The sequence below is a fragment of the Fenollaria sp. genome, from assembly GCF_057222035.1.
Genome location: NZ_JBXXYC010000009.1, coordinates 1 through 20,282 on the forward strand (window position 1 = coordinate 1; position 20,282 = coordinate 20,282).

Annotated in this window: 12 protein-coding genes; 3 read left to right on the forward strand and 9 right to left on the reverse strand. The window is 37.3% G+C overall.

The window, feature by feature from the left end:
• Positions 1–318: 318 nt before the first annotated feature.
• Positions 319–5,718 carry a lectin like domain-containing protein gene (locus AC2UOP_RS06615; RefSeq protein ID WP_484833077.1) on the reverse strand — a complete coding sequence of 1,800 codons (5,400 nt, stop codon included), beginning with the start codon at positions 5,716–5,718 and terminating at the stop codon, positions 319–321.
• A 409-nt stretch (positions 5,719–6,127) separates the two neighbouring features.
• Here AC2UOP_RS06615 and AC2UOP_RS06620 point away from each other — a divergent pair, with 409 nt between their 5' ends.
• The 3 genes from AC2UOP_RS06620 to AC2UOP_RS06630 are packed head-to-tail and all read left to right on the forward strand — an operon-like array spanning position 6,128 to position 11,995.
• The gene (locus AC2UOP_RS06620; RefSeq protein ID WP_484833078.1) at positions 6,128–9,202 is read left to right on the forward strand and encodes a C1 family peptidase; all 3,075 of its coding nucleotides are present in this window, start codon (positions 6,128–6,130) and stop codon (positions 9,200–9,202) included.
• 54 nt (positions 9,203–9,256) lie between these two features.
• Positions 9,257–10,954 (forward strand): CAMP factor family pore-forming toxin, encoded by a 1,698-nt coding sequence (locus AC2UOP_RS06625; RefSeq protein ID WP_484833079.1) that lies wholly within the window; start codon positions 9,257–9,259, stop codon positions 10,952–10,954.
• A 24-nt stretch (positions 10,955–10,978) separates the two neighbouring features.
• On the forward strand, positions 10,979–11,995 hold the full coding sequence (locus tag AC2UOP_RS06630) for a CAMP factor family pore-forming toxin (protein WP_106018399.1): 1,017 nt from the start codon (positions 10,979–10,981) through the stop codon (positions 11,993–11,995).
• 365 nt (positions 11,996–12,360) lie between these two features.
• Here the strand turns inward: AC2UOP_RS06630 and AC2UOP_RS06635 are convergent, their stop codons facing one another.
• The 8 genes from AC2UOP_RS06635 to AC2UOP_RS06670 form a co-directional block, all read right to left on the reverse strand.
• Entirely contained in the window at positions 12,361–12,624 is a 264-nt protein-coding gene (locus tag AC2UOP_RS06635) for a hypothetical protein (protein WP_484833080.1), read from the reverse strand.
• A gap of 489 nt (positions 12,625–13,113) precedes the next feature.
• On the reverse strand, positions 13,114–14,793 hold the full coding sequence (locus AC2UOP_RS06640; RefSeq protein WP_484833081.1) for a sensor histidine kinase: 1,680 nt from the start codon (positions 14,791–14,793) through the stop codon (positions 13,114–13,116).
• Complete coding sequence (locus AC2UOP_RS06645; protein WP_484833082.1) at positions 14,790–15,461, reverse strand: response regulator transcription factor; 672 nt, start codon at positions 15,459–15,461, stop codon at positions 14,790–14,792. Before AC2UOP_RS06645 ends, AC2UOP_RS06640 begins: the two co-directional genes overlap by 4 nt.
• 8 nt (positions 15,462–15,469) lie before the next feature.
• Entirely contained in the window at positions 15,470–16,126 is a 657-nt protein-coding gene (gene phoU, locus AC2UOP_RS06650; RefSeq protein WP_484833083.1) for a phosphate signaling complex protein PhoU, read from the reverse strand.
• A gap of 15 nt (positions 16,127–16,141) precedes the next feature.
• Entirely contained in the window at positions 16,142–16,894 is a 753-nt protein-coding gene (gene pstB / locus AC2UOP_RS06655; RefSeq protein WP_484833084.1) for a phosphate ABC transporter ATP-binding protein PstB, read from the reverse strand.
• Complete coding sequence (gene pstA / locus AC2UOP_RS06660) at positions 16,894–17,697, reverse strand: phosphate ABC transporter permease PstA (RefSeq protein WP_484833085.1); 804 nt, start codon at positions 17,695–17,697, stop codon at positions 16,894–16,896. The genes pstB and pstA overlap by 1 nt, the downstream gene beginning before the upstream one ends.
• Positions 17,690–18,556, reverse strand: coding sequence for a phosphate ABC transporter permease subunit PstC (pstC, locus tag AC2UOP_RS06665; RefSeq protein ID WP_484833086.1), 867 nt, complete (start codon positions 18,554–18,556; stop codon positions 17,690–17,692). The genes pstA and pstC overlap by 8 nt, the downstream gene beginning before the upstream one ends.
• Before the next feature lie 68 nt (positions 18,557–18,624).
• Positions 18,625–19,560 carry a substrate-binding domain-containing protein gene (locus tag AC2UOP_RS06670; RefSeq protein ID WP_484833087.1) on the reverse strand — a complete coding sequence of 312 codons (936 nt, stop codon included), beginning with the start codon at positions 19,558–19,560 and terminating at the stop codon, positions 18,625–18,627.
• Positions 19,561–20,282: the final 722 nt, after the last annotated feature.

Genomic DNA, 20,282 nt, shown 5'->3' on the forward strand with positions numbered 1-20,282 from the left:
TGATACAATAGACCCTTTTAAAGGGTAGCTAGTATAATTTGCAAGTGACAGATTAACCAACGTCCTTGAGGCGTGGCTAGTAATACAGGCCCTTTGGGCCGCATGAGAAAAACCCCCGGCTAGGCCGGGGGATATTTATTGGTGTTTCAAACTAGATAATTATTTACAAGTGTGTGAAGCTATTCTATATACAAAATTATTAAATTATTTATCTTGTAATTAGCAAAATATATTCACAAGAAAATAGGTGCCATCTTTTTTAGGTGGCACCTACGGTGTAAACTAATTATTAAGCTGTATAATAGAGTGTGTGTTTAATTATTTCGAAGTTGTTCCAGCTATTGTCCTAACTATGCTTAGTACTTCTTCGTTTGAGTTAAAGTAGCTTAGGTTTGTTATATTGCCGTCTTTATCAAGATACATTAGGCAAGGAACGTAGTTTGAGCTGATTAGGTTAAATAAGCTTCTTGCGTTGTAGTGGAAATATGGTAGCATTTGGCTTAAGCCAAGTCTGTTTAGTATGGATGTGATGCTTTGGCTGTCGCCGTTTGTCATTGCTTCTACCATGTTGAAGCTTGATTTATTGATGTTTACAAGGCTTCTCCAGCTTGCTTGACAGCCTCCACATGTTGGATAACCCATGGCAATGACTGTTGGGCGGCGTCCATCCATTAGTGAAGCGATAGTAACTGTTTGTCCTTGCATGTTTGTAAGTGTGTAGTTAGAAACGTTTTTGCCGTATGCGTTTCTTAATTTGCCAAGTAGGTCGCCTGATTGTAAGTGATTAAACTCGCCGTTATTGTATCTGTCTTGATAGCTTAGTGAATCTTTGTTTATAGGCTTATCTGGATCTTGGCTTCCAATTGTGAATGACTTTTCGGCTGTATACTCTGGTCTATCTGTCAATGATGCTTTTAATGTGAATTTGCCTTCTGGAACGTAGGAGTTTGTTGTAAATGTTAGCATTGCTTGTCCATAGTAGTCTGTTTGTCTATCATAGTTATATGATTTTCCATCAGGATATACGAATATTAATTTAACTCTTTCGTTTTTAACTGCGTTTCCATTTTGGTCTTTCACTTCTAAAACCATTCTGATAACGTCGCCTTTTTTGAAATTATCTTTACCAAAGGAGATGTTTAAGTTATAATCGGCTTTCTTTTCTTCTTTCACTATTCTAAATGATTTTGTGACTTTTTTTGCTTTGTAATTATTTGAGATAAGTTCGATAGTAACTTCATGTTCGCCTTCTACGCTTGATTCATCACTTGTGAAGTATAAGTTTGTTTCGCCTGTATAAAGTGTTTTTCTATCGTATACGCCGTCTTTGTAAGCGCCGTTTGGGTACTTGATTGTGTATCTGATTGTATCTTGGTTGATGTTATTACCTGCTAAATCTTGTAGTTTAGCTGTAATCTTAACTGTTTCGCCACTTCTTATCTCTTCTTTATCGAAGTTTAAGTCTAATTTAGCGTTATATTCTTCTACTGGTTTGTCGTCTCCTTCAACGTTTAAGCCTAAAGTTTTGTATAGTAAATCATATAGACCGTCTTTATCAAGTGCGCCGGCTATATTTACTAATCTTCCGTTTTCATCTAGTATAACTGTGTTTGGTGTTGTTAAGAAACCAAGGCGTGATGCCCAGATTTTTTCGTCTGCATCGTAGAATATATGGTTTTTGAAGTGTTCGATATTTAATTCTTTCAAAACATTGTCTACGAAATTAACTGTTGATTTAACATCTTCTTCAACTGAAGTAACTATCTCAATGAAATTATATTTTTCGTGTGCAAGTGGCGCCATAGCCTTCCACATTTCTACACAGGCTCCGCATCCTGGGTAACCAAAGACTAAAACTGTTTTCTTATTAGGGTCTATAAGGTCTAAAATTTTGTGATCTTTTAGATTTGCATCCTTTACATAATATTGAAGTATGTTCTTGCCATAATGTTTTTGAAGTGCTTCGTATTCAAAATCAGTTGTTTTTAAGTGCTTGTATTGGCCAGCTGCTTTTCTTTCTTCATAAGATGTGAATTCTTTTGCATTTGCATCTACACTAAAGATGGCAAGACCATTTGCATTTTTGAAGTCGTTGTAGCTAGCCTTTGCTTCTACTGTGTATTTGCCAAGCTTTGCTGGAGCTGTGAAATTAACTGTGAACTCACCAGTATTGCCTGATTGAACAGTTTTTCTATCGATAGATTTGCCATTGTCATCAAGTAAGACTAAATCGATATTTGCTTTTCTTACGCCGTTAGCATCAAGGTCTGTTACTTTTGCGTTTAAAACAACATTTTCGCCAGGAGTGTAGGCTGATTTTTCTGCGCCAATGTTTAAATCAAGCGCTTTATCGTATTCAGGGAAGACTGATGGACGATTTTCTCTAAGCCACTTAGTCATACCGCCGTTCATCCAATAAATCTTAGTAAAGCCAAGCTTTTTCATAATCTCAGCAGTAGCGCCTGAACGAACTTGTGTCCTGCAGTATAATAGGTAAGTTTTGTTCTTATCTAGTGTTTTTATAAAATCTTCATGATCTTTTTGGTAATAATCGTGGTGTATGCAGCCATCGATGTGAGATTCGTTGTATTCAGCCTTTGTTCTTGCGTCAAAGATAACAAAGTTTTCATTGCCTTTATTTTCTTCGATAAGTTTTTGAGCTTCATCAGTCTCTATCATCTTGTAGATAGTTTCTTCTGGTATAACTGGGTCTACTGGATCGATAGGCTTTTTATCGCCGAAAATAATTTTGTATTCGCCAAGAGCATCGTCGTAGCCGTATTTACTTGCGCTTGCCTTGATAGTGTATTCGCCATCGCCCATTTCAGCTGTTGGAGTGATGTAGACTGTAGCTATACCATAGTTATTAGTGTATTTTGTTAAATTATATTTAAAGTTATTTGGACCACTTACTTCAATCTTAACAGGTAAGTATCTTACACCATATTTTCTTTGGTCAATAACTTTAATGTTTATCTCAGCTCTATCGCCTAATTTGTAGCTTTCACTATCTTTTTCGAAAGACATATCTAGGTGATAAGGGTTTTTGTATTTTTTAACTTCAAAGCTTGCTGTTCCAACGGCGTCCTTATATTGAGAGCTCTTAGCTGTAACTTTAACAGTATAAGTGCCTTCAGCTCCTCCGTCTGGACTGTAGAAATAGTTTGCTCTGCCGTAGTAGTTAGTTCTGCCTGTGTTTTTATGAACAGCGCCACTTGCAGTTACTATCTCGATATCTAGGTCTACATTTCTTAAGTTTCTGCCGTTAGCAGTAGTTTTGATTGCTAGTTGAATTTTTTGGTTGTTCATGATTTCTTTTGACATAGGTTTTACCTCTACATCAAAACTTGGACGAGAATCTTCAACTGTAAATGTTAATTTATCAGTATTTGCTTTGTAAGTTCCGCCGCTAACCTTGATATTGACAGTGTATTCACCTGTAGCATAAATTTCATTTGAGCCGAAAGTGAATTTTGCGTTGCCATAGTAGTCAGAGTAGGCTGATTTGTTTATGCTAGTTCCATCTGGAGCGATAAGTTCGATCTCAGTCATTACATAGCGAAGATTTCTGTTTAGGTAGTCCTTTGAATTAACTGTTATACTTTGGCTGTAGCCTTGCTTTATAGTCTTAGCGTATACAGATGATGATACTTTGATAATGTTTTTGTCATTATCATCATTATCATTATCGTTATTTTCATCATAAACAATTACGTGAGCTTTTTTATAAACACCGTTAGCAGTTTTAGCGATGATGTCGCACTCGCCCTTAGCAATGGCTTTTACGAAGCCTCCTTGAACTGTGGCAACTCTTGTGTTAGTGCTTGTCCAGTATATAGCTCTGTTTGTAGCATTACTTGGCTCAACGCTTGCTTTTATGGTACTTGTTTCATTAACTTTTAATTTAATATTTTCCTTATCTAAGATAATATTTTTTACTTCAATATTTTGAACGTCATCCAAAACATTTACAGTAAATGAATTTCTCTTGTAAGAGCCGTCAGTAGCTGTGGCTGTTACAGTTGCTGTCCCTTTTCTTAAAGCTCTTAAAACGCCGTTATTAACACTAACAATTCCGCTTGGATTAACAGAGTAGTTTAAATTTTTATTTGCAGCGTCCTGTGGCAAAACAGTTGGATTTATTTCATAATTTTCTCCGACTTTAATATTTAGTGGATCTTCATTAAATTCGATTGAAGAAACTTTCTTATCATACGATGGAGAAGAACCTGCTGGTACTGTCATAGCCTTTAAAGCGACGTTAGCATTGTATCTAACTTGAGTCATATCAGTCCATCTAGCTCCGTCGTAGGAGATGTAGGACTCGCCTCTATTTGCTCTTGCTCTTGATGAGTAGCCAGCGATGTAGTTTTCAACAGGGATTGGATAGTTATATCCAGGAGTAGTTAGTTTAACTATAGGGGCAAAGTATTCACCGTTTGAAACATTATACTTCCTTATAGGTACATTGACATAGCCAGCATAAGTTACACTTCCTTCAGCAACTTTTACTCTGTTATTGAAAGAAACTTGTCCTCTGCCTTTAGTCATGTATATTTCATATCTTGCTCCGTTTGATGGAACAAAGAAACCAACTTGGTAAACATCTTTATTAGCATTAACTGGGCCGAAAACATTTGAGAAATAAGCACTTTGACCATTACCATAGGTACTTGTCATACCTAAGTCGTCATAATACCAAATCTCTTCGTTAGGAGTCATGTCCTTTAATTTAAAAATTGCATTGCTTCTGCCTGCAAAACCGTCATAATAAGAAACCCAATAATAACCGCCCATGTATTTCCAGTTTTGTCCCCAAGAGTTCTTGATTAACCAAGCGCCATCTCCTGGAGGAGTGATACCAAAATTATAACGAGAGAAATTATCGTCCCAGCCGACTATGGCAACAGCGTGGTTAGCATAGCCACGGTAGCCTGGGTTGTATGAACCCATAGTTCTTGTATTTAAGTATGATTCGTCACCGTTAACAGTTGTATAAGCAGCGCCGTACTCCATAACAGCTTGCTTTAAAGTATCTGTATCCCAGCCGCCTCTAACGTCTGGTATATTCATGATCATATCAACATCTTTAACTCTTCTTAATCCTCTAGGAGAGTAAAAATCATAAGGTGAGTATGGTTCGTCTCTTTCTGCGATAGGACCAGAACCACGAGTTAAGTAGGCACTAGCTACTTGCCAAGTACCGCCTTGGTCTGGACCCCAGTCAAAGCCGTGAGTGTTTCTCATGTTCTTTTCACTAAAGTCATTGTACTCGGGCATCAAAACTGATTCAGCTGATCCAAACGATGCAAATGACCAACAAGAGCCGTTAGGACCTTGATTTTTGACTGAAGTAACACGATTGTGCTCTCTTAAGTCATACTTTCTTGGCGCCGCTTGACGCTCTTTCCAAGGAGCAAACTCATCGCTCTTTTCAAGATTATAATTTGCATTGTAAAGCACGGGACTTACACGCAAGCCATAAAACTTTTCGTCTTGCTTGTTTGACATTACCTTGTTGTACTCGGGATTGATAGGCGAGAAAGAGCCCTCGATCTCATCAGTAATTTCATCTTTGTTAACAAGATCTGCTGGATTTACTTGATCTACTAAAGGATCAGATATTTCTAAATCCTCAGCAAATGCTGTTACTGGTGTGACTAGTATTGTAAGCGCTAAAACAAAGCTTAAAATACCTTTAAGAAATTTTCTTTTCATTTACAAACCTCCCTTAGAAAGAAAATGCATGAATAAACAAATAAGTTGCATCATTAAGACGTATACCCAAAACAATTGTACCGCGATAAACCGTCAACATTATACTGCTTATAATAATTGATTATAGCATAAAATATAGAAGATTTCAATGATTAAATCTATAGAAAATATTTATAAAAAAACTCGTATTATATAGAAAAATTTAATAATAAAACCTAAAAATTCATACTTTTGTAGTATTTTTCGGTAAAAATTGAAAAAAGTTTGCAATATTTGAAAAAAATCTTGCAAAATGTATTATAATGAATTAAGTTTTATCTTGATTAGCATACGCTAAATAAAAAATTTTTTTTATTAATTATTTTGTTTACAATCACTTGTAAAAATATAAAGAGAGGAGAGGATATCAATGGGGAGTAAAAAGTTTAGAAACTTAGTTTTTCTTTTAGTTCTATGTTTAATATTGACAGGTAATCTTCCAAACATATCTAAGGCACAAGACTTTGAAGGCTTAGAATTTGATGACAATTATGAAGAAACAGTTTTAACGCCTGACGATAGCTCGGAAGATTTTCCTTTAGAGATAAGCGAAATCAATGAAGACTTTGATGAGGGCGACTTAAGCGTTGCACCATTAAAGGTTGACACAAAGGCAACTGTTCCACAGCTAAGAACTAGATCTATGAGGGCAGCAAAGTTTTATCCTGCTAAATTCGACTTAAGACAAACAGGCATGGTATCTCCAGTTAAAGATCAAGGACAAAATGGTTCGTGCTGGGCATTCGCTACATATGGATCTATGGAATCTATATTATTAAGACAAAAGAAGGGCCTATACGATTTTAGTGAAAAACACTTAAGAAATATGCACGATTTTGACTGGTCTGCAGAAAAGGGCGGTAACCGTGATATGGCAGCTGCTTACTTAGCAAGTGGCAAGGGACCTATATCTGAAGAAGATGACCCTTATGATCCAGTTATAACTGTTTCAAAAAAGGACTTAAGAAGAGTTTTAGATATCGACAAAGTTATCTATCTTCCAGACGTAACAAACATAAACGAAATCGATAACATTAAATGGGCTATAAGTGAGTACGGCGGTGTTTATACTACTGTTAACTCTACATCTTACTATGAAAATAAAAATACAAACTCTATGTATAACCCAGGTCATGGATCTACTAACCACGCTGTAACTATAGTTGGTTGGGACGATAATTTCCCTGCAACAGGATTTACTCAAAACGCACCAGGCAATGGCGCTTGGATTTGTAAAAACTCTTGGGGCAATAAGTATATGGATGCTGGTTTTTACTATGTTTCATACTATGATGGTTTTATCGGAAAGAGTCCAACTGTTTTTATTCCAAGGAAAAAAGACTTAAGAGGTATCATTCATCAATACGATCCACTAGGAGCAACAAGATCTGTTGGATTTAAGGGCGAAGGATACATGGCAAACATTTACACAGCTAAATACAAAGAACTTCTTCATGAAGTTGGTGTATTTAACGTTTCTAATCAAACTAGTTATGAGGTTTATGTAGTAAGACACATCGATAAAACATCTCAGCTATCAGATGACAAAATTAAGGTAGCTGAAGGAAATATACTTTATCCAGGTTATTACACTATAGACATAACACCGCAAAAACTTGATGAAGGCGAACAATTTGCTGTAGTTGTCTATATGAATTCACAAAGAGCTAAAAACAATACACCACTTGCCATCGAATCAAGAATTAGCGGCTACACATCTAAGGCTGCAGCTGCACCTGGTCAATCATTCTACTCAAAAACTGGTAGCGGTTGGAAGGACTTAACAGAAACTGTTGCTAATGCAAACTTCTGTATCAAAGCTATCACTACAACTGGTGATGAGGTTCCTGAAAAGGACTTAGCTGAGGTTGACGATTCTGGCAGCGATATAATCATAGACGGAAAAGTAAAATTAAGAGATATATCTTTTAATCAAGGCAGCCAAGGCGTTATCGAGATTGATAAAAAAGGCATACTAAGATACACTTTAGAGCCAGCTAATGCTGATGATGTTGAACTAGTTTTTGGCAGCATGGATAAAAAGGTAGCTGTATTTAAAGACGGCGGCATACTTTATCCAGTAGCAACTGGAAATACTAACGTCTTTATAAAAACTAAGGACGGCACTTTAGAGAAGAGATTTAACGTACAAGTAGTTAATCCAGGCATAAGAATTCCAGGAAGAGAAAAGATTGAAGTTTTAGGCAATAACGATTATGTTCCTGAACCTGAACCAGAACCAGAAAAACCTGGCATTCCTGACGACAAAAAGCCTGACCCAATAAAACCAGAACTAGATCCAGATGTTGCTATATCATTATTTATGAATAGACAATCAGACGTTATAACAGAAGGAAAAACATTTAACATCGAGCCACTTGTTGGTACTTACCCAGCAACAGCTAAAAGAAACTTCATTTATTACTCAGATCATCCAACTGTTGTTGAAGCAAGACCAGACGGTATACTAGTTGCTAGATCTGTTGGTTACTCAAACATAACTGTAATGACTGATAAGGGCCTAAAGACAACATTTAGAGCAAAGGTAGTACCTGACTATGACAAGCAAGTTATTGAAATAACAAGTTTTACTAACTCAGAAAGAAGATCTGGTATCTTCAGATTATATGGCGAGGCAACAGTTGATGGCAAGCCATACAATGGAGCCGCTACAATCATAGTTAAAAGTGATGACAAAGTAGTCGAAAGAAAAGTTTACTTTAACGCAGGAAAAGTTGTAGCTAAGTATCTTGGCGGAGACTTTGCTCTTTCAAGAAGTAAATTCGAAGCAACACTTAAGATAAGAAACGAAGAAAAGACTATAAGATTTGGCAAGTATGGCGAGATACTCACAGAAGACTTAGAAGATATAAGAATCATAAGTCTTGAAAATACAGAGCGCCACTCAGGCATCTTTAGAGTAAATGCTTATATAGAAGCAAATGGCAAACCATACACAGGCTATACAACATTAGAAGTAGAAGCACTTGATGGCAAGACAATCACATCAAAGCTTTGGGCTAAAGAAGGCTACATTGTAAGAGAGTTCACAGTTGGATCCTTTGGATTGGGTCATGATGATTTTGTAGCAAGACTTACAGTAGGAAGCGAAAGAAAAGAACTACACTTCTCTTATGACTTAACAAAACCCGCTTATGGAACTAATCCTGTAGTGAAGATACTATACTTTAGAAATTCAGCTACAAGAACATCAGCTAGATTCACACTTACAGCCGAAGCCATGGTAGACGGAAAACCTTTTGATGGATATGCTACTATAACAACAGAGGGAAACGGCCGTAAACTTACAGACATTGTTAAATTTACAGACGGTAAAGCTCAAATCGAGTACACAGCTGGCAGATTTGCTAACTGGAGAAAAGAATTCACATCTACACTGAATATTTATGGTGAAGAAACATCCATTAAATATTCATATAATTAATATGATATAAGTGGCTTAGCCAATTATATAAATACATTAAGGGGAGGTTTACCTATGAAAAATTACAAGAATGTACTATCATTTGTCTTGGTATTGGCAATCTTAGTAACAGTATTTAGCCCTCTAGGCAGCGTAGTTAAAGCTGAATCCCAAAAGGATCAAGTTTTACTAGAAATTTCAGATTTAAAGGTCGATATTAAAAACGCCGTTCAAAGCGTTCAAGATATCGAGCCAAAGAATGCTGATGAAAAAGAACTTCTAGATAAGTATCATGAAGCTGCTAAAGACATCAACAGAGAGCTTGAAATAAGCGAAGAAAGAGTATCTGGTGCTGTACAAGGCATCGCAGACGGATCAGTTTATGATCTAACAACAATTCCAGTAAGAATACAACTTCTTATTAGAATCGGTCGCGCTATAAGATTTGCAACTACTGAACTTTCAAACAAAGTAGTAGCTGCTCACACTAAGATTGCAGAATATATCTTAACAGGTATATTATATGTAGTTAATCCATTCGCAAGCGAAGGACAAATCGTTGAGTACATGGAAAAATTTGAAGCACTTCAACAAGAATTACTTCAATATCCAGATCTTAGACCTGAAGATATAGCAACTATCTACAAGAAAGCTGCTTTTAGTAGAGAGTTATCAGAAGCAAGAAGAGTTTATAACAGTCAAAACAGCGTGACTAAACAATTTAGAGCAAGACCACTTAAAGAAGCCATCGACAACGCTTCTAGAATGTGGTGGAGAATTGATGTAACTTGCGGAGAACTTGATGCACAAGTCGAAAAAGTTCATGCTGAAATGGAAAAGATAACTGGACCAAAGGTTAGAGTAGACAGAATTGAATTTATGGAAGGACCAGCTGGATATATTACAATAGATAAAAAGACAAGAATCAGACCAGTTATATTCCCAAACGAAGTAAAGAATAAAGACGTCATCATTTACTCAGCTAATCCATATATCGCAAGAGTAAGCGCTGGAGAAATCATTCCACAAAAGACTGGATCAACTGAAATCATTGTTATTGCTAAAGATAACAACGTTCAAGGCAAATTTACATTATACGTTGTTGAACAAGGCGGATACATGGATCAAATCCCACCACTACAAGCAACAGGACAAAATTACGGCTACGATTTAAATCCAAACCCAAATCCAGGACACGACGATCAACCACCAATACAACATGACAAGACAATAGTAAAAAGCGTTGATTTTGCTACAGATAAAATCACTATGATAGTAGGAGACACTTATGATTTATCAGCTCAAGCACTAGTTTATCCAGTAGAAGCAGTTAATAAATCATTATCATACACTTCAGAAAACGATACTATAGCAACAGTTGACAAAACTACAGGACTTGTAAGAGCACTACACCCAGGACTAATAAAAGTATTTGCTACTTCTGAAAATGGAGTTAGAGGCTCAGTTTATGTAGAAGTAAAAGAAAGAAAATTAGAAGATAACATCGAAATTGTTAGAGTAGAAAACACTCAAAGAATAGCTGGTATCTTCTCTATCGAAGTAGAAGCTTTAAACAACGGCAAAGCATATAACGGTTATATGACAGTAGAGGTTACTTCTGGCAGCAAAACTTTAACAAAGAAAGTTTATATGAGCCAAGGAAAAGGCAGAGTAAAATTCAACGGATTTGAATTTTATGTATGGTTAAAAGATTTCCACGCAAAAGTAACAATTAAAGACCAAGTAAAAGAATTAGACTTCTCATACAGATAGTCTATAAATGAAAGGAGATAAAAAATGAAAAAACTTATGACAATCTTCTTAGCGTTATTATTAATGTTTAACACTGTATTAACTACAGTTGCATCAGCTAAGATAGTTAACGACGACGAAGCAGCCATTGGCGAAGACGACATTGATATCGAAGTAAACGATCTAGAAGTTTACAAAAGACAAGTTCAAGCTATAAGAGACGAAGCAAAAGACATCACACCACACAACAAAACAAACAGAGAAATGCTTGAAAACTTCAACGCAAAAACTGACGAATTAGAAGCTAACATTGAAAACTCATATGCACCAGAAGCAGTTGGCGGATTTGGTATGGGATTTGCACAAATCTACGACCTATCATCAATCCCTCAAAGATTAATGCTAGTTGGTAGACTATGTGTAGCAATGAGATTCGCAACAACAACATTAAGATACAAAGTTGACCAAGCTCACGTAGAAATCGCTGAATATGTATTCCAAGGTTTAGTAATCGCAGTAAGCCCATTCCATACAGTTGACGATATGAAAGCTTATATGGCTGAATTTGAAGCACTAAAAGCAAAACTTATAGGTTACCCAGATTTAACACCAAACGATACAGCTAACCTTTATGTAAGAAGCGACCTTGACCACAAGCTAGTTAAAGCTAGAGCACTTTACAGAACAGACCTTAAAGAAGCTCCTCAATACGTTTTAGACGACCTAAACAAGGTTATTAGAGAAGTTACTTCAATAAGACTTAGACCACAATCATTAGTTAGAGAAATCTATGAAGCATCAGATTTACTAGATGCAGCAGTAGGTAAAGCAATAGCTCAACTACAAAATGACCACAGAATTACTTCAACTGAAAGAAGCGACCTAAGAGAACACAGAAACTTAGCTAGAAAAGCTAGAATGAACGGAGACAAGAGAAAAGAATTAGGAGACGCTATAGATGGAGCTAACAAATTGCTTCTTCAAATAAGAGCATCTTCAAGACAAGTTCAAGAAATGATCGACACAATCAGAATGCTTCTTGACATGGGTCCAAGAAACTAATTATAGTTTTTATTAATAGTTAATAGCAATTAAATGAGAGAGTCTATATATCAATTTATATGGCTCTCTTTAATTTTGCATTTGATTTGCGCCCGTGCGAAGCACCAAGGTTCTTGACCTAAAGGGAGAGGTTCTTCAAACGAGCCCTTGAACTCGTTCCCTCCTCAGCAATGCTCACTTATTTTGCATTAAGTTGAGCCCTTTTGCTAGTTTCGAATTATTTTGTCGCTGCGACGTATGTTTATACGTCTCACTCGAAAAAATTCTGTACTACGCATAGCGTAAAGGTTCTCGGCCATTTATGGATGAGGTTCTTCAATCATCTCAACTTTTCTGCAAACTAAGAGTTTAAGTGACTTGTATAATTATATCAAGATTTCACTTCGTCCAATCATATCAGTGCGAAGCACCAAGGTTCTTAAGTCCATGCACCAAGAGAATGAGTTTGGCGATGTTCGATTGGCTATGCATGCCTTATGCCAGAGTTTACAAAGAGACGCAACGAAGTGAACGTCGATTTGATTAAACTTACGGCCTGGACCCATCCAAAGCTTTAGCTTTGATGATGGGTGAGGTTCTTCTTTTCTTCGCAAATCTAGTATGGCGACTGTCAATTTGATTTTTATCAAATCGCTATAAAAAAATGAAATAAAAAATTTTGTGATAATTACGGAATTAATACAATTTATTTCGAATGCTGCGTTCGTGAAAATCAATTTTCTCACTAAAACGCTTTGTATTTATATTGATCAAGAAATGCGCTGCTTTTGGAACATATCTTTTCTCACTAAAAACAGTTTTCTCTGAATGCTACGCTCGTGGAAATCACTTTTCTCGCTAATAATGCTGTTAAGCACAAAAAGAGACCAAAGACTAACTTTGATCTCAAAATATTTTTTATTAACTACTTAAAATAGAACGTGAAATATTTATTTTAATAAAATTTCTTTATTCACTAAATTTTTATCCATATACTCTGGATCATTGTCCGACCATGGGACTTCGCAGAGCAAGTGAGATGATTGAGCGAAGTGGACTGACGAAGCAAGCGCAGCGTACTAAGCGTACGTGAGCATTGCTGAGGAGGAACAAGCTCAAGTCGCTCACTTGAATGCGAACTATTTACTGAAAATAACTTTAAATGTAGTTCCTTCGCCCAAAGTACTCATAACATCTATCGTTCCACCCATATCCTCAACTATATGCTTAACAATGGCTAGGCCCAATCCTGTTGAGTTTGTATTTCTATTTCTTCCTTTGTCAACCATGTAGAAGCGTTCAAATATACGAGGGATCTCATCTTTCTCAAGGCCTATGCCTGTGTCTGTAATTTTGCTTATAATATTGTCAGCGCGTTTTTCGACCGAGATAATTATTTTGCCGCCATCTTTATTATACTTAATTGCGTTTGAAATTAAATTTCTGTAAAGCTCTGAAAGCATGCCAAGTGGCACGTTTTTCTTAAGCCCTTCTTCAATATGGCACTCGACTGATAAATTTTTCGCGTCAATTTTTCCTTTATATAGCTTTAAAACATCGTCGATGGTCTCTTTAATCGAAACTTCTTCTTCGCATCTTAGCTCTGGTTTTTCGTCAAGCTTTGATATCAATATGATATTTTCGATAAGTCTGAGCATTTGACCTGCTTCGTCAAAGATGATGCCGGAGAATTTTTTAATGTCTTCGTCCTTTACCATTCCATTCTTAATTAGCTCGGCGTAGCCAGATATCGATGTTAGTGGGCTCTTTAGCTCGTGCGAAACATTGGCAGAAAATTCGCGTCTAAGCTTTTCGGCCTTTTTCTCATCGTTTACATCAAGTACAAGCATGATGATGCCTGTAAGTGCGCTGCCGTTCTCAATTGGGGAAAGATATATTTTTAGGCTGTCTTCATCAGCCATAAGCTCGAAGCTCGAGGCTTTATGCGTTTTGACTAGTTCTTTCAATTTATCCGAAACTTCTTGGCTTCTTGTTAGTCTCACTATGTCCATGCCCGTATAATTAGTTTGCATATTTGACTTAAATAGCTTCTTCGATGCGTCGTTGAGCTGAACGACCTTTAAGTCGGTATCAATGAGTACCAAGCCTTCGTTCATGTTACGAAGTATCTCATTTACTGTTGATTCCTTAGTTTCAAGGCTTTCGATATAGCCTTTGATGTCTTTATTTTTTCTCTCTATAGTCCTTATGAATGGACTTAGTTCGTCGTAAACGTCAAGCTTCGCTGTATTGAAATCGTCTCTGTGTAAGTGTTCTGAAGCGTAATCGATAGGCAATAGCAGTTTGTCTACGAGTTTTTTGTTTATTAGTAAAAGCACTAGGATGAGTAGGATAGACATAAGTAGTATTAGTGGAACTGTCTTCATGAACTGACCAAGTATTGACTCTGTTTGCTTTGAAATTCTTACTACGTTTCCGTCTTGCATAAGCATTGCGTAGTAGTAAGTGTCTTTACCAAGAGTATTTGATAGCCTTACGTCCTTACCGACTTCGTCAGCAAGCGCTTCTTTAATCTCTTTTCTACCCGCATGGTTCTCCATATTTTTTGGATCTGTAAAATTGTCATAGATGACGTTTCCATCAGGGTCCACTACTGTCATACGGATATTATTTTTAAATGCGCCAATATTTTCAAGCGCGTCTAAATCCATGCTCGAGGCAAGTTTCAATTCATCTTGCAAATCTCTTAGCTCGTTTGCGCTAGTATTTTTGTATGTTATAAGCACTGTTAGCGAGACAGATATTAATATAGCTAGAAAAAAGCAGATGGCGTAGGTGATATTTAATTTTTTCTTCATTTAGCATCACCAACCTTGTAGCCAAGACTTCTGATAGTCTTGATAACGCCTTGATATGGCTCAATCTTGGATCTGATTGAAGCGATGTGAACGTCAACGGTTCTTGTTTCTCCTTCAAAATCGTAGCCCCAAATCTTTTCTATAAGTCTATCTCTAGTCAAAACGATGTTTGGATTTGATAGTAAAAAGTAGAGTAGCTCGAATTCTTTATATGTTAGAGAAATTTCGCGTCTATCGACTTTTGCGACTCTTTTGTCGTAGTCAAGCGTTATGCCTGCGTACTCAAGGACCTCGCCTTCACTCACTTTGCTGCGTCTAAGTAGGGCTCTGACCCTTGCTAATAGCTCAAGCACGCTAAATGGCTTTGTGATGTAGTCATCGGCGCCTCTATCGAGTCCAGTAATCTTGTCAAACTCAGTTGTTTTTGCAGTTAGCATTATCACAGGTATATTCTTTAGCGCAGCATCTTTTTTCATTCTATCAAGTATTTCAAGGCCGCTCATACCAGGCAGCATGATGTCGAGCATCACTAGTGTTGGCGTCTCTTTTTTTAGCGCGAGAAATAATTCATCGCTATTCTCAAAGCCTTGAGCCTTGTAATTTTCATTGTGCAGAGCATATAGAACTAATTCTCTAATGCTTCTGTCGTCTTCAACTATATAAATCATAGTTCCTCCTACTCATAGTGCTTTGCTGTGATTGAAAATACGCTCCAGTCCGCGATAGATTCTGCGTTGTCGCCAATTCTTTCGAAGTACTTCGATATTTGTATGATGTCTATAAGCCTTAGAGCGTCATCTTTTTTCTCGCCAATCTTGTCTACGACCTCTTTCATGACATGACTGAATAAATCGTCAATCTTGTCGTCAGAGGCGATGACCTTGTAGCTCTCTTCCAAATCGCCAGTGATAAAGGCGTCAATCGCGCTCTTTAACATCTTCTTAGTCGATAGGCACATATCCAAAATTTCTTCAGTGAAGTCCTCACCGATCATTACAAAATCAAGTAGGCCAGCGACTTCAATCACGTGTCCGCCAATCTTTTCAATATTTCTAATGATATTCAAAGTTGACGAAACAAATCTCAAATCCTTCGCAACCGGTTGCTGCGTCGACATAATCTTAAGGCAAAGCGTCTCGATGTTTCTGTTATACTCGCGAATTTCGTCCTCTTTATTGACAATATCGCGAAGCTGATCTTTTGTATCAGCACCATCCGCAGCCGTCTCTATAGTCACCTTCATGTCCATCAGCATCTTTTCAACGATAGCACTATATAAAATGATTTCATTTTTTAAATTTTCTAACTCGTTAATGTATCTTGTTCTTACCATAATTATACCCCTTTTTTAACCGAAACGACCAGTAATATAGTCTTCAGTCTTTTTATTTTTTGGATTTTGGAAAATGGTGCTCGTTTGATCTGATTCAATTATTTCTCCTTCAAAAAAGAAAGAGCAAAAGTCTGATATACGAGCCGCTTGCTGCATGTTGTGAGTCACTATGACGATGGTGTAGCGATCCTTAAGTGAGTCGCATAATTCTTCGATCTTAGATGTAGATATTGGGTCAAGGGCCGATGTTGGCTCGTCCATCAAGAGTACTTCTGGCTCAACAGCTAGCGCCCTTGCAATGCAGAGCCTTTGTTGCTGTCCTCCTGATATTTGAAGCGCATTTCTTTTTAATTTATCCTTTACTTCGTCCCAAAGAGCAGCACCTTGTAGTGACCTTTCTACGATGATGTCAAGGTCTTTTTTCTTTTTTATCCCGTGAACGCGAGGACCATAAGCAATGTTATCGTAGATAGACATGCTGAATGGGTTTGGCTGCTGAAAAACCATGCCGACTCTCTTACGAAGCTCGTTCACATCTACCTTTGGCGCGTAGATGTCCTCGCCATCTAAAGTGATTTCGCCAGTGATTTTTACACCATCGACAAGATCATTCATTCTATTTAAACTCTTTAATAGTGTTGACTTACCACAGCCAGATGGGCCGATGAAAGCCGTTATTTTGTTTTCAGGCATATCCATAGACACATTCTTTAGCGCCTGAAAATCACCATAAAAGAGGTCAACATTTTTAACTTCAATTTTATTCATTATTTCATAACCTTTCTTGATAATTTTGTTGATAGCATATTGATAATTACGACCACTATCAGTAAAACAAAGGCAGTTGCAAAACTTTCTTCAACGTGGAAACCTTCGTCACTTAGTACGTACATGTGTAGGGCAAGTGTCCTTCCTGATTCGTTAAGCGCTTTTGGCATGGCAGTTGCAGTACCTAGAGTGTAGATAAATGCAGCAGTTTCGCCGACGATTCTGCCTATTGAAAGTATGATACCAGCCAAAATTCCGTTTATAGCTGGAGGCAAAACTACTTTGAATATCGTCGATAGTTTTCCTGCGCCTAAACCAAAGGAGGCCTTTCTAAACGAGTCAGGCACAGCTAGTATCGCTTCTTCCGACGTTCTTATAATTATAGGTAGGACCATGATGATGGCGGTTAAGACGCACGCCATGATTGAGTATTGCATCTGAAGCTCATATACGAAGAAGATCATACCAAATAGACCGTAGATGATAGACGGGATACCTGCTAGAGACTCAGTACCAAGTCTAATAATCTTTACGATTTTCGAGCCTTTCTTGGCGTATTCACTTAGGTAGATGGCGCTCGCGACGCCTATAGGCACGGCTACTAGTAAAGTGAGAACAACAATTACAAGCGTTACAAAGAGGCTTGGCAGCATCGATACGTTCTCTGTTGTGTACTTAAGCGCAAATAACGATGGCTTCAAGTTTGGTATACCATTGATGGAGATGTAAAGGATTATGAAGACAAGAACCCCTAAAGTGAAGTAGGCAGCGAGCTTAATTAGTATTTTCAAAAATTTACTCATAATTCTTTTCACTTCCTTTAATAAAGTAGAATATAATGTTGATTATCAAAATAAAGATGAATAGGACCATGGCTGTTGCGATAAGTCCTTGTCTGTGCTTTGGTGTAGCGTATGCCATCTCTATAACTATGTTTGTTGTTAAGGTTCTAACCCCTTGAGTAATGGAAGTCGGTATTCTTGGCTGATTACCCGCGATTAAGTAAACAGCCATAGTTTCACCTATCGCTCTACCTATACCTAGGATAAAAGATGAGATGATTCCGCTCTTTGCGGCAGGTACAACGACTTTAAATATGCTTATTTCCTTGCTTGCGCCGAGTGCTACTGAACCTTGATAGAAGGCTTTTGGGACGGCCATTAATGATGCCTCGCAAATGGAGATTATAGTTGGAAGTATCATTATTCCTAGAAGTAGGGAAGCCGTTATTATATTCATGCCGTCACCGCCAAACGCGCTTCTTATTAAAGGCACAATAACAACAAGGGCAAAGAAACCATATACAATTGAAGGGATGCCCGCCATTAGCTGAACGGCTGGCTCAAGTATTTTGTAAGCTTTTTTATTGGCGTAGAATGCCATATATATGGCGGTCAAAAGCCCTATAGGTAGGCCTATGATGATGGCTCCGAGAGTTGTATACACACTTCCAACTACCATTGACACGATACCGTAAGATGCGGGAACGTTTCTAGGAGCCCATACTTTGCCAAATAAAAATGCTTTTAGTCCATATTCTTTTACAAAGGGAATGCCACTTGAAAAGATGAAGTAGCATATTAGTAAAAGAGCAAAGACTGAGATAAGAGAGATGACAAAGAAGAAATACTTCATGAAAGTCTCTTTAAAATTTTTGTTCATAATTACTCCTTATATAATTATGGAGGGCTCAAATCTGGCCCTCCTCGTGTAGTACTAATTTATTTTAATTATTTTATATCTCCCCAAGTTTTGATATCTCCTACGAAGATGGCCTTGATTTGATCAAGACTTAGGTCTTCGCAAGCGTTGTCGTTGTGAACTATAACAGCGATACCGTCTTTGGCGATAACTACATTTGTTAATTCAGCCTTTTCTTCATCAGATAGATCTCTTGATGCCATACCTAAATCAGCTGCACCTTCGATAGCTGCTTGGATACCAGCAGATGAACCAGTTGATTGGATTTCGATCTTAACGTCTGGATACATTTCCATGTATTTTTCAGCAAACTTTTCCATAAGTGGAGTAACAGATGTTGAACCACCTACAACAAGCTTACCACTTTGAGAATTTTGTTTGTATTCACTAGCTGCAGTGTCAACTTGAACGTATTTATTTTCAAGAACCATTTCTTGGCCTTCCTTAGACATCATAAAGTCGATGAAGTCTTTCTTAAGTCCGTCTAGCTCACCTTTATAAACAATGTTGAATGGTCTTGCGATCTTGTATGAACCGTCTAAAACGTTTTCAGCGCTTGCTTCTACGCCTTCAACCTTGACAGCCTTAACGCTATCGTTTAAAGATCCTAAAGAGATGTAGCCGATTGCGTTTTTGTCGCCGTTAACAGTCATTAGAACAGCGTTAGTAGATTTTTGAACAACAGCGTCAACAGTAGTTTTGTCAACTTTTGTGTCACCGTCTTTTTCTTCGATGCCAGTGATTTCGATGAAAGCTCCTCTAGTACCAGAACCGTCTTCTCTTGAGATTACAGTGATAGGTTCGTTAGAAGCTTCAGGTGCTTTTTCTTCAGTTTTTTCTTCAGTCTTTTCTTCTGTTTTTGTTTCAGTAGCTGTTTCCTCTGGTTTGTCCTCGCCCTTAGAGCAAGCTACTAGTGATAGAGCTAATACAAGTACTAGCATTAATGAAATAAATTTTTTTGTCATTTTAAATAACACTCCTTTAAATGATTTTTACAAATTGATTATAGGGTTATTATGTAAAGGAAGTATGTATGAAGTGTAAAGATTATGTAAAATATGTAAAATAACCAAAATTTTGCATTCGATTTGCGATCTTGGCTAGTTTCGAATTATTTTGTCTGCGCGGAGTGCTCTTGCACACGTTAAGTCCATGCACCAAGAGAACGAGTGTTAGCGATGTTCGATTGGCTATGCATGCCTTATGCCAGAGTTTACAAAGAGACGGAGCATAGCGAACGTCGATTTGATTAAACTTACGGCCACTCCAAAAAATTCTGTACAACGCCAATCTCAGCATAGCGCAAAGGTTCTCGGCCATTTATGGGCGAGGTTCTTCATCGCTCTGCAAAATTATGTAGTAACGATTCAGATGCGTCATTTCACAAAACACTTTCCGTTCTGATTTAGAGCTAAGATTATTTGTAGTTCTTATAAAAATTATATAGACAGCTCAGAAAAAATAAGTACAGCAACTATTTAATTAGAAAATTGATTTTCACGAGCGCAGCCTTCGGAGAAAACTGCCTTAATTTCTTAGCGCAACGAACCGCCCGTGGGCTCATCTAGTGAAACGAATATGAGACCACAGATGAGTAAGCTTAGAAATTATCAGTTTTCGTAGACGTAGCAAGCGAAGGAAAACAATTTTCGATGTATGTTAAAATCAAAACCATTTTCAAAAATCA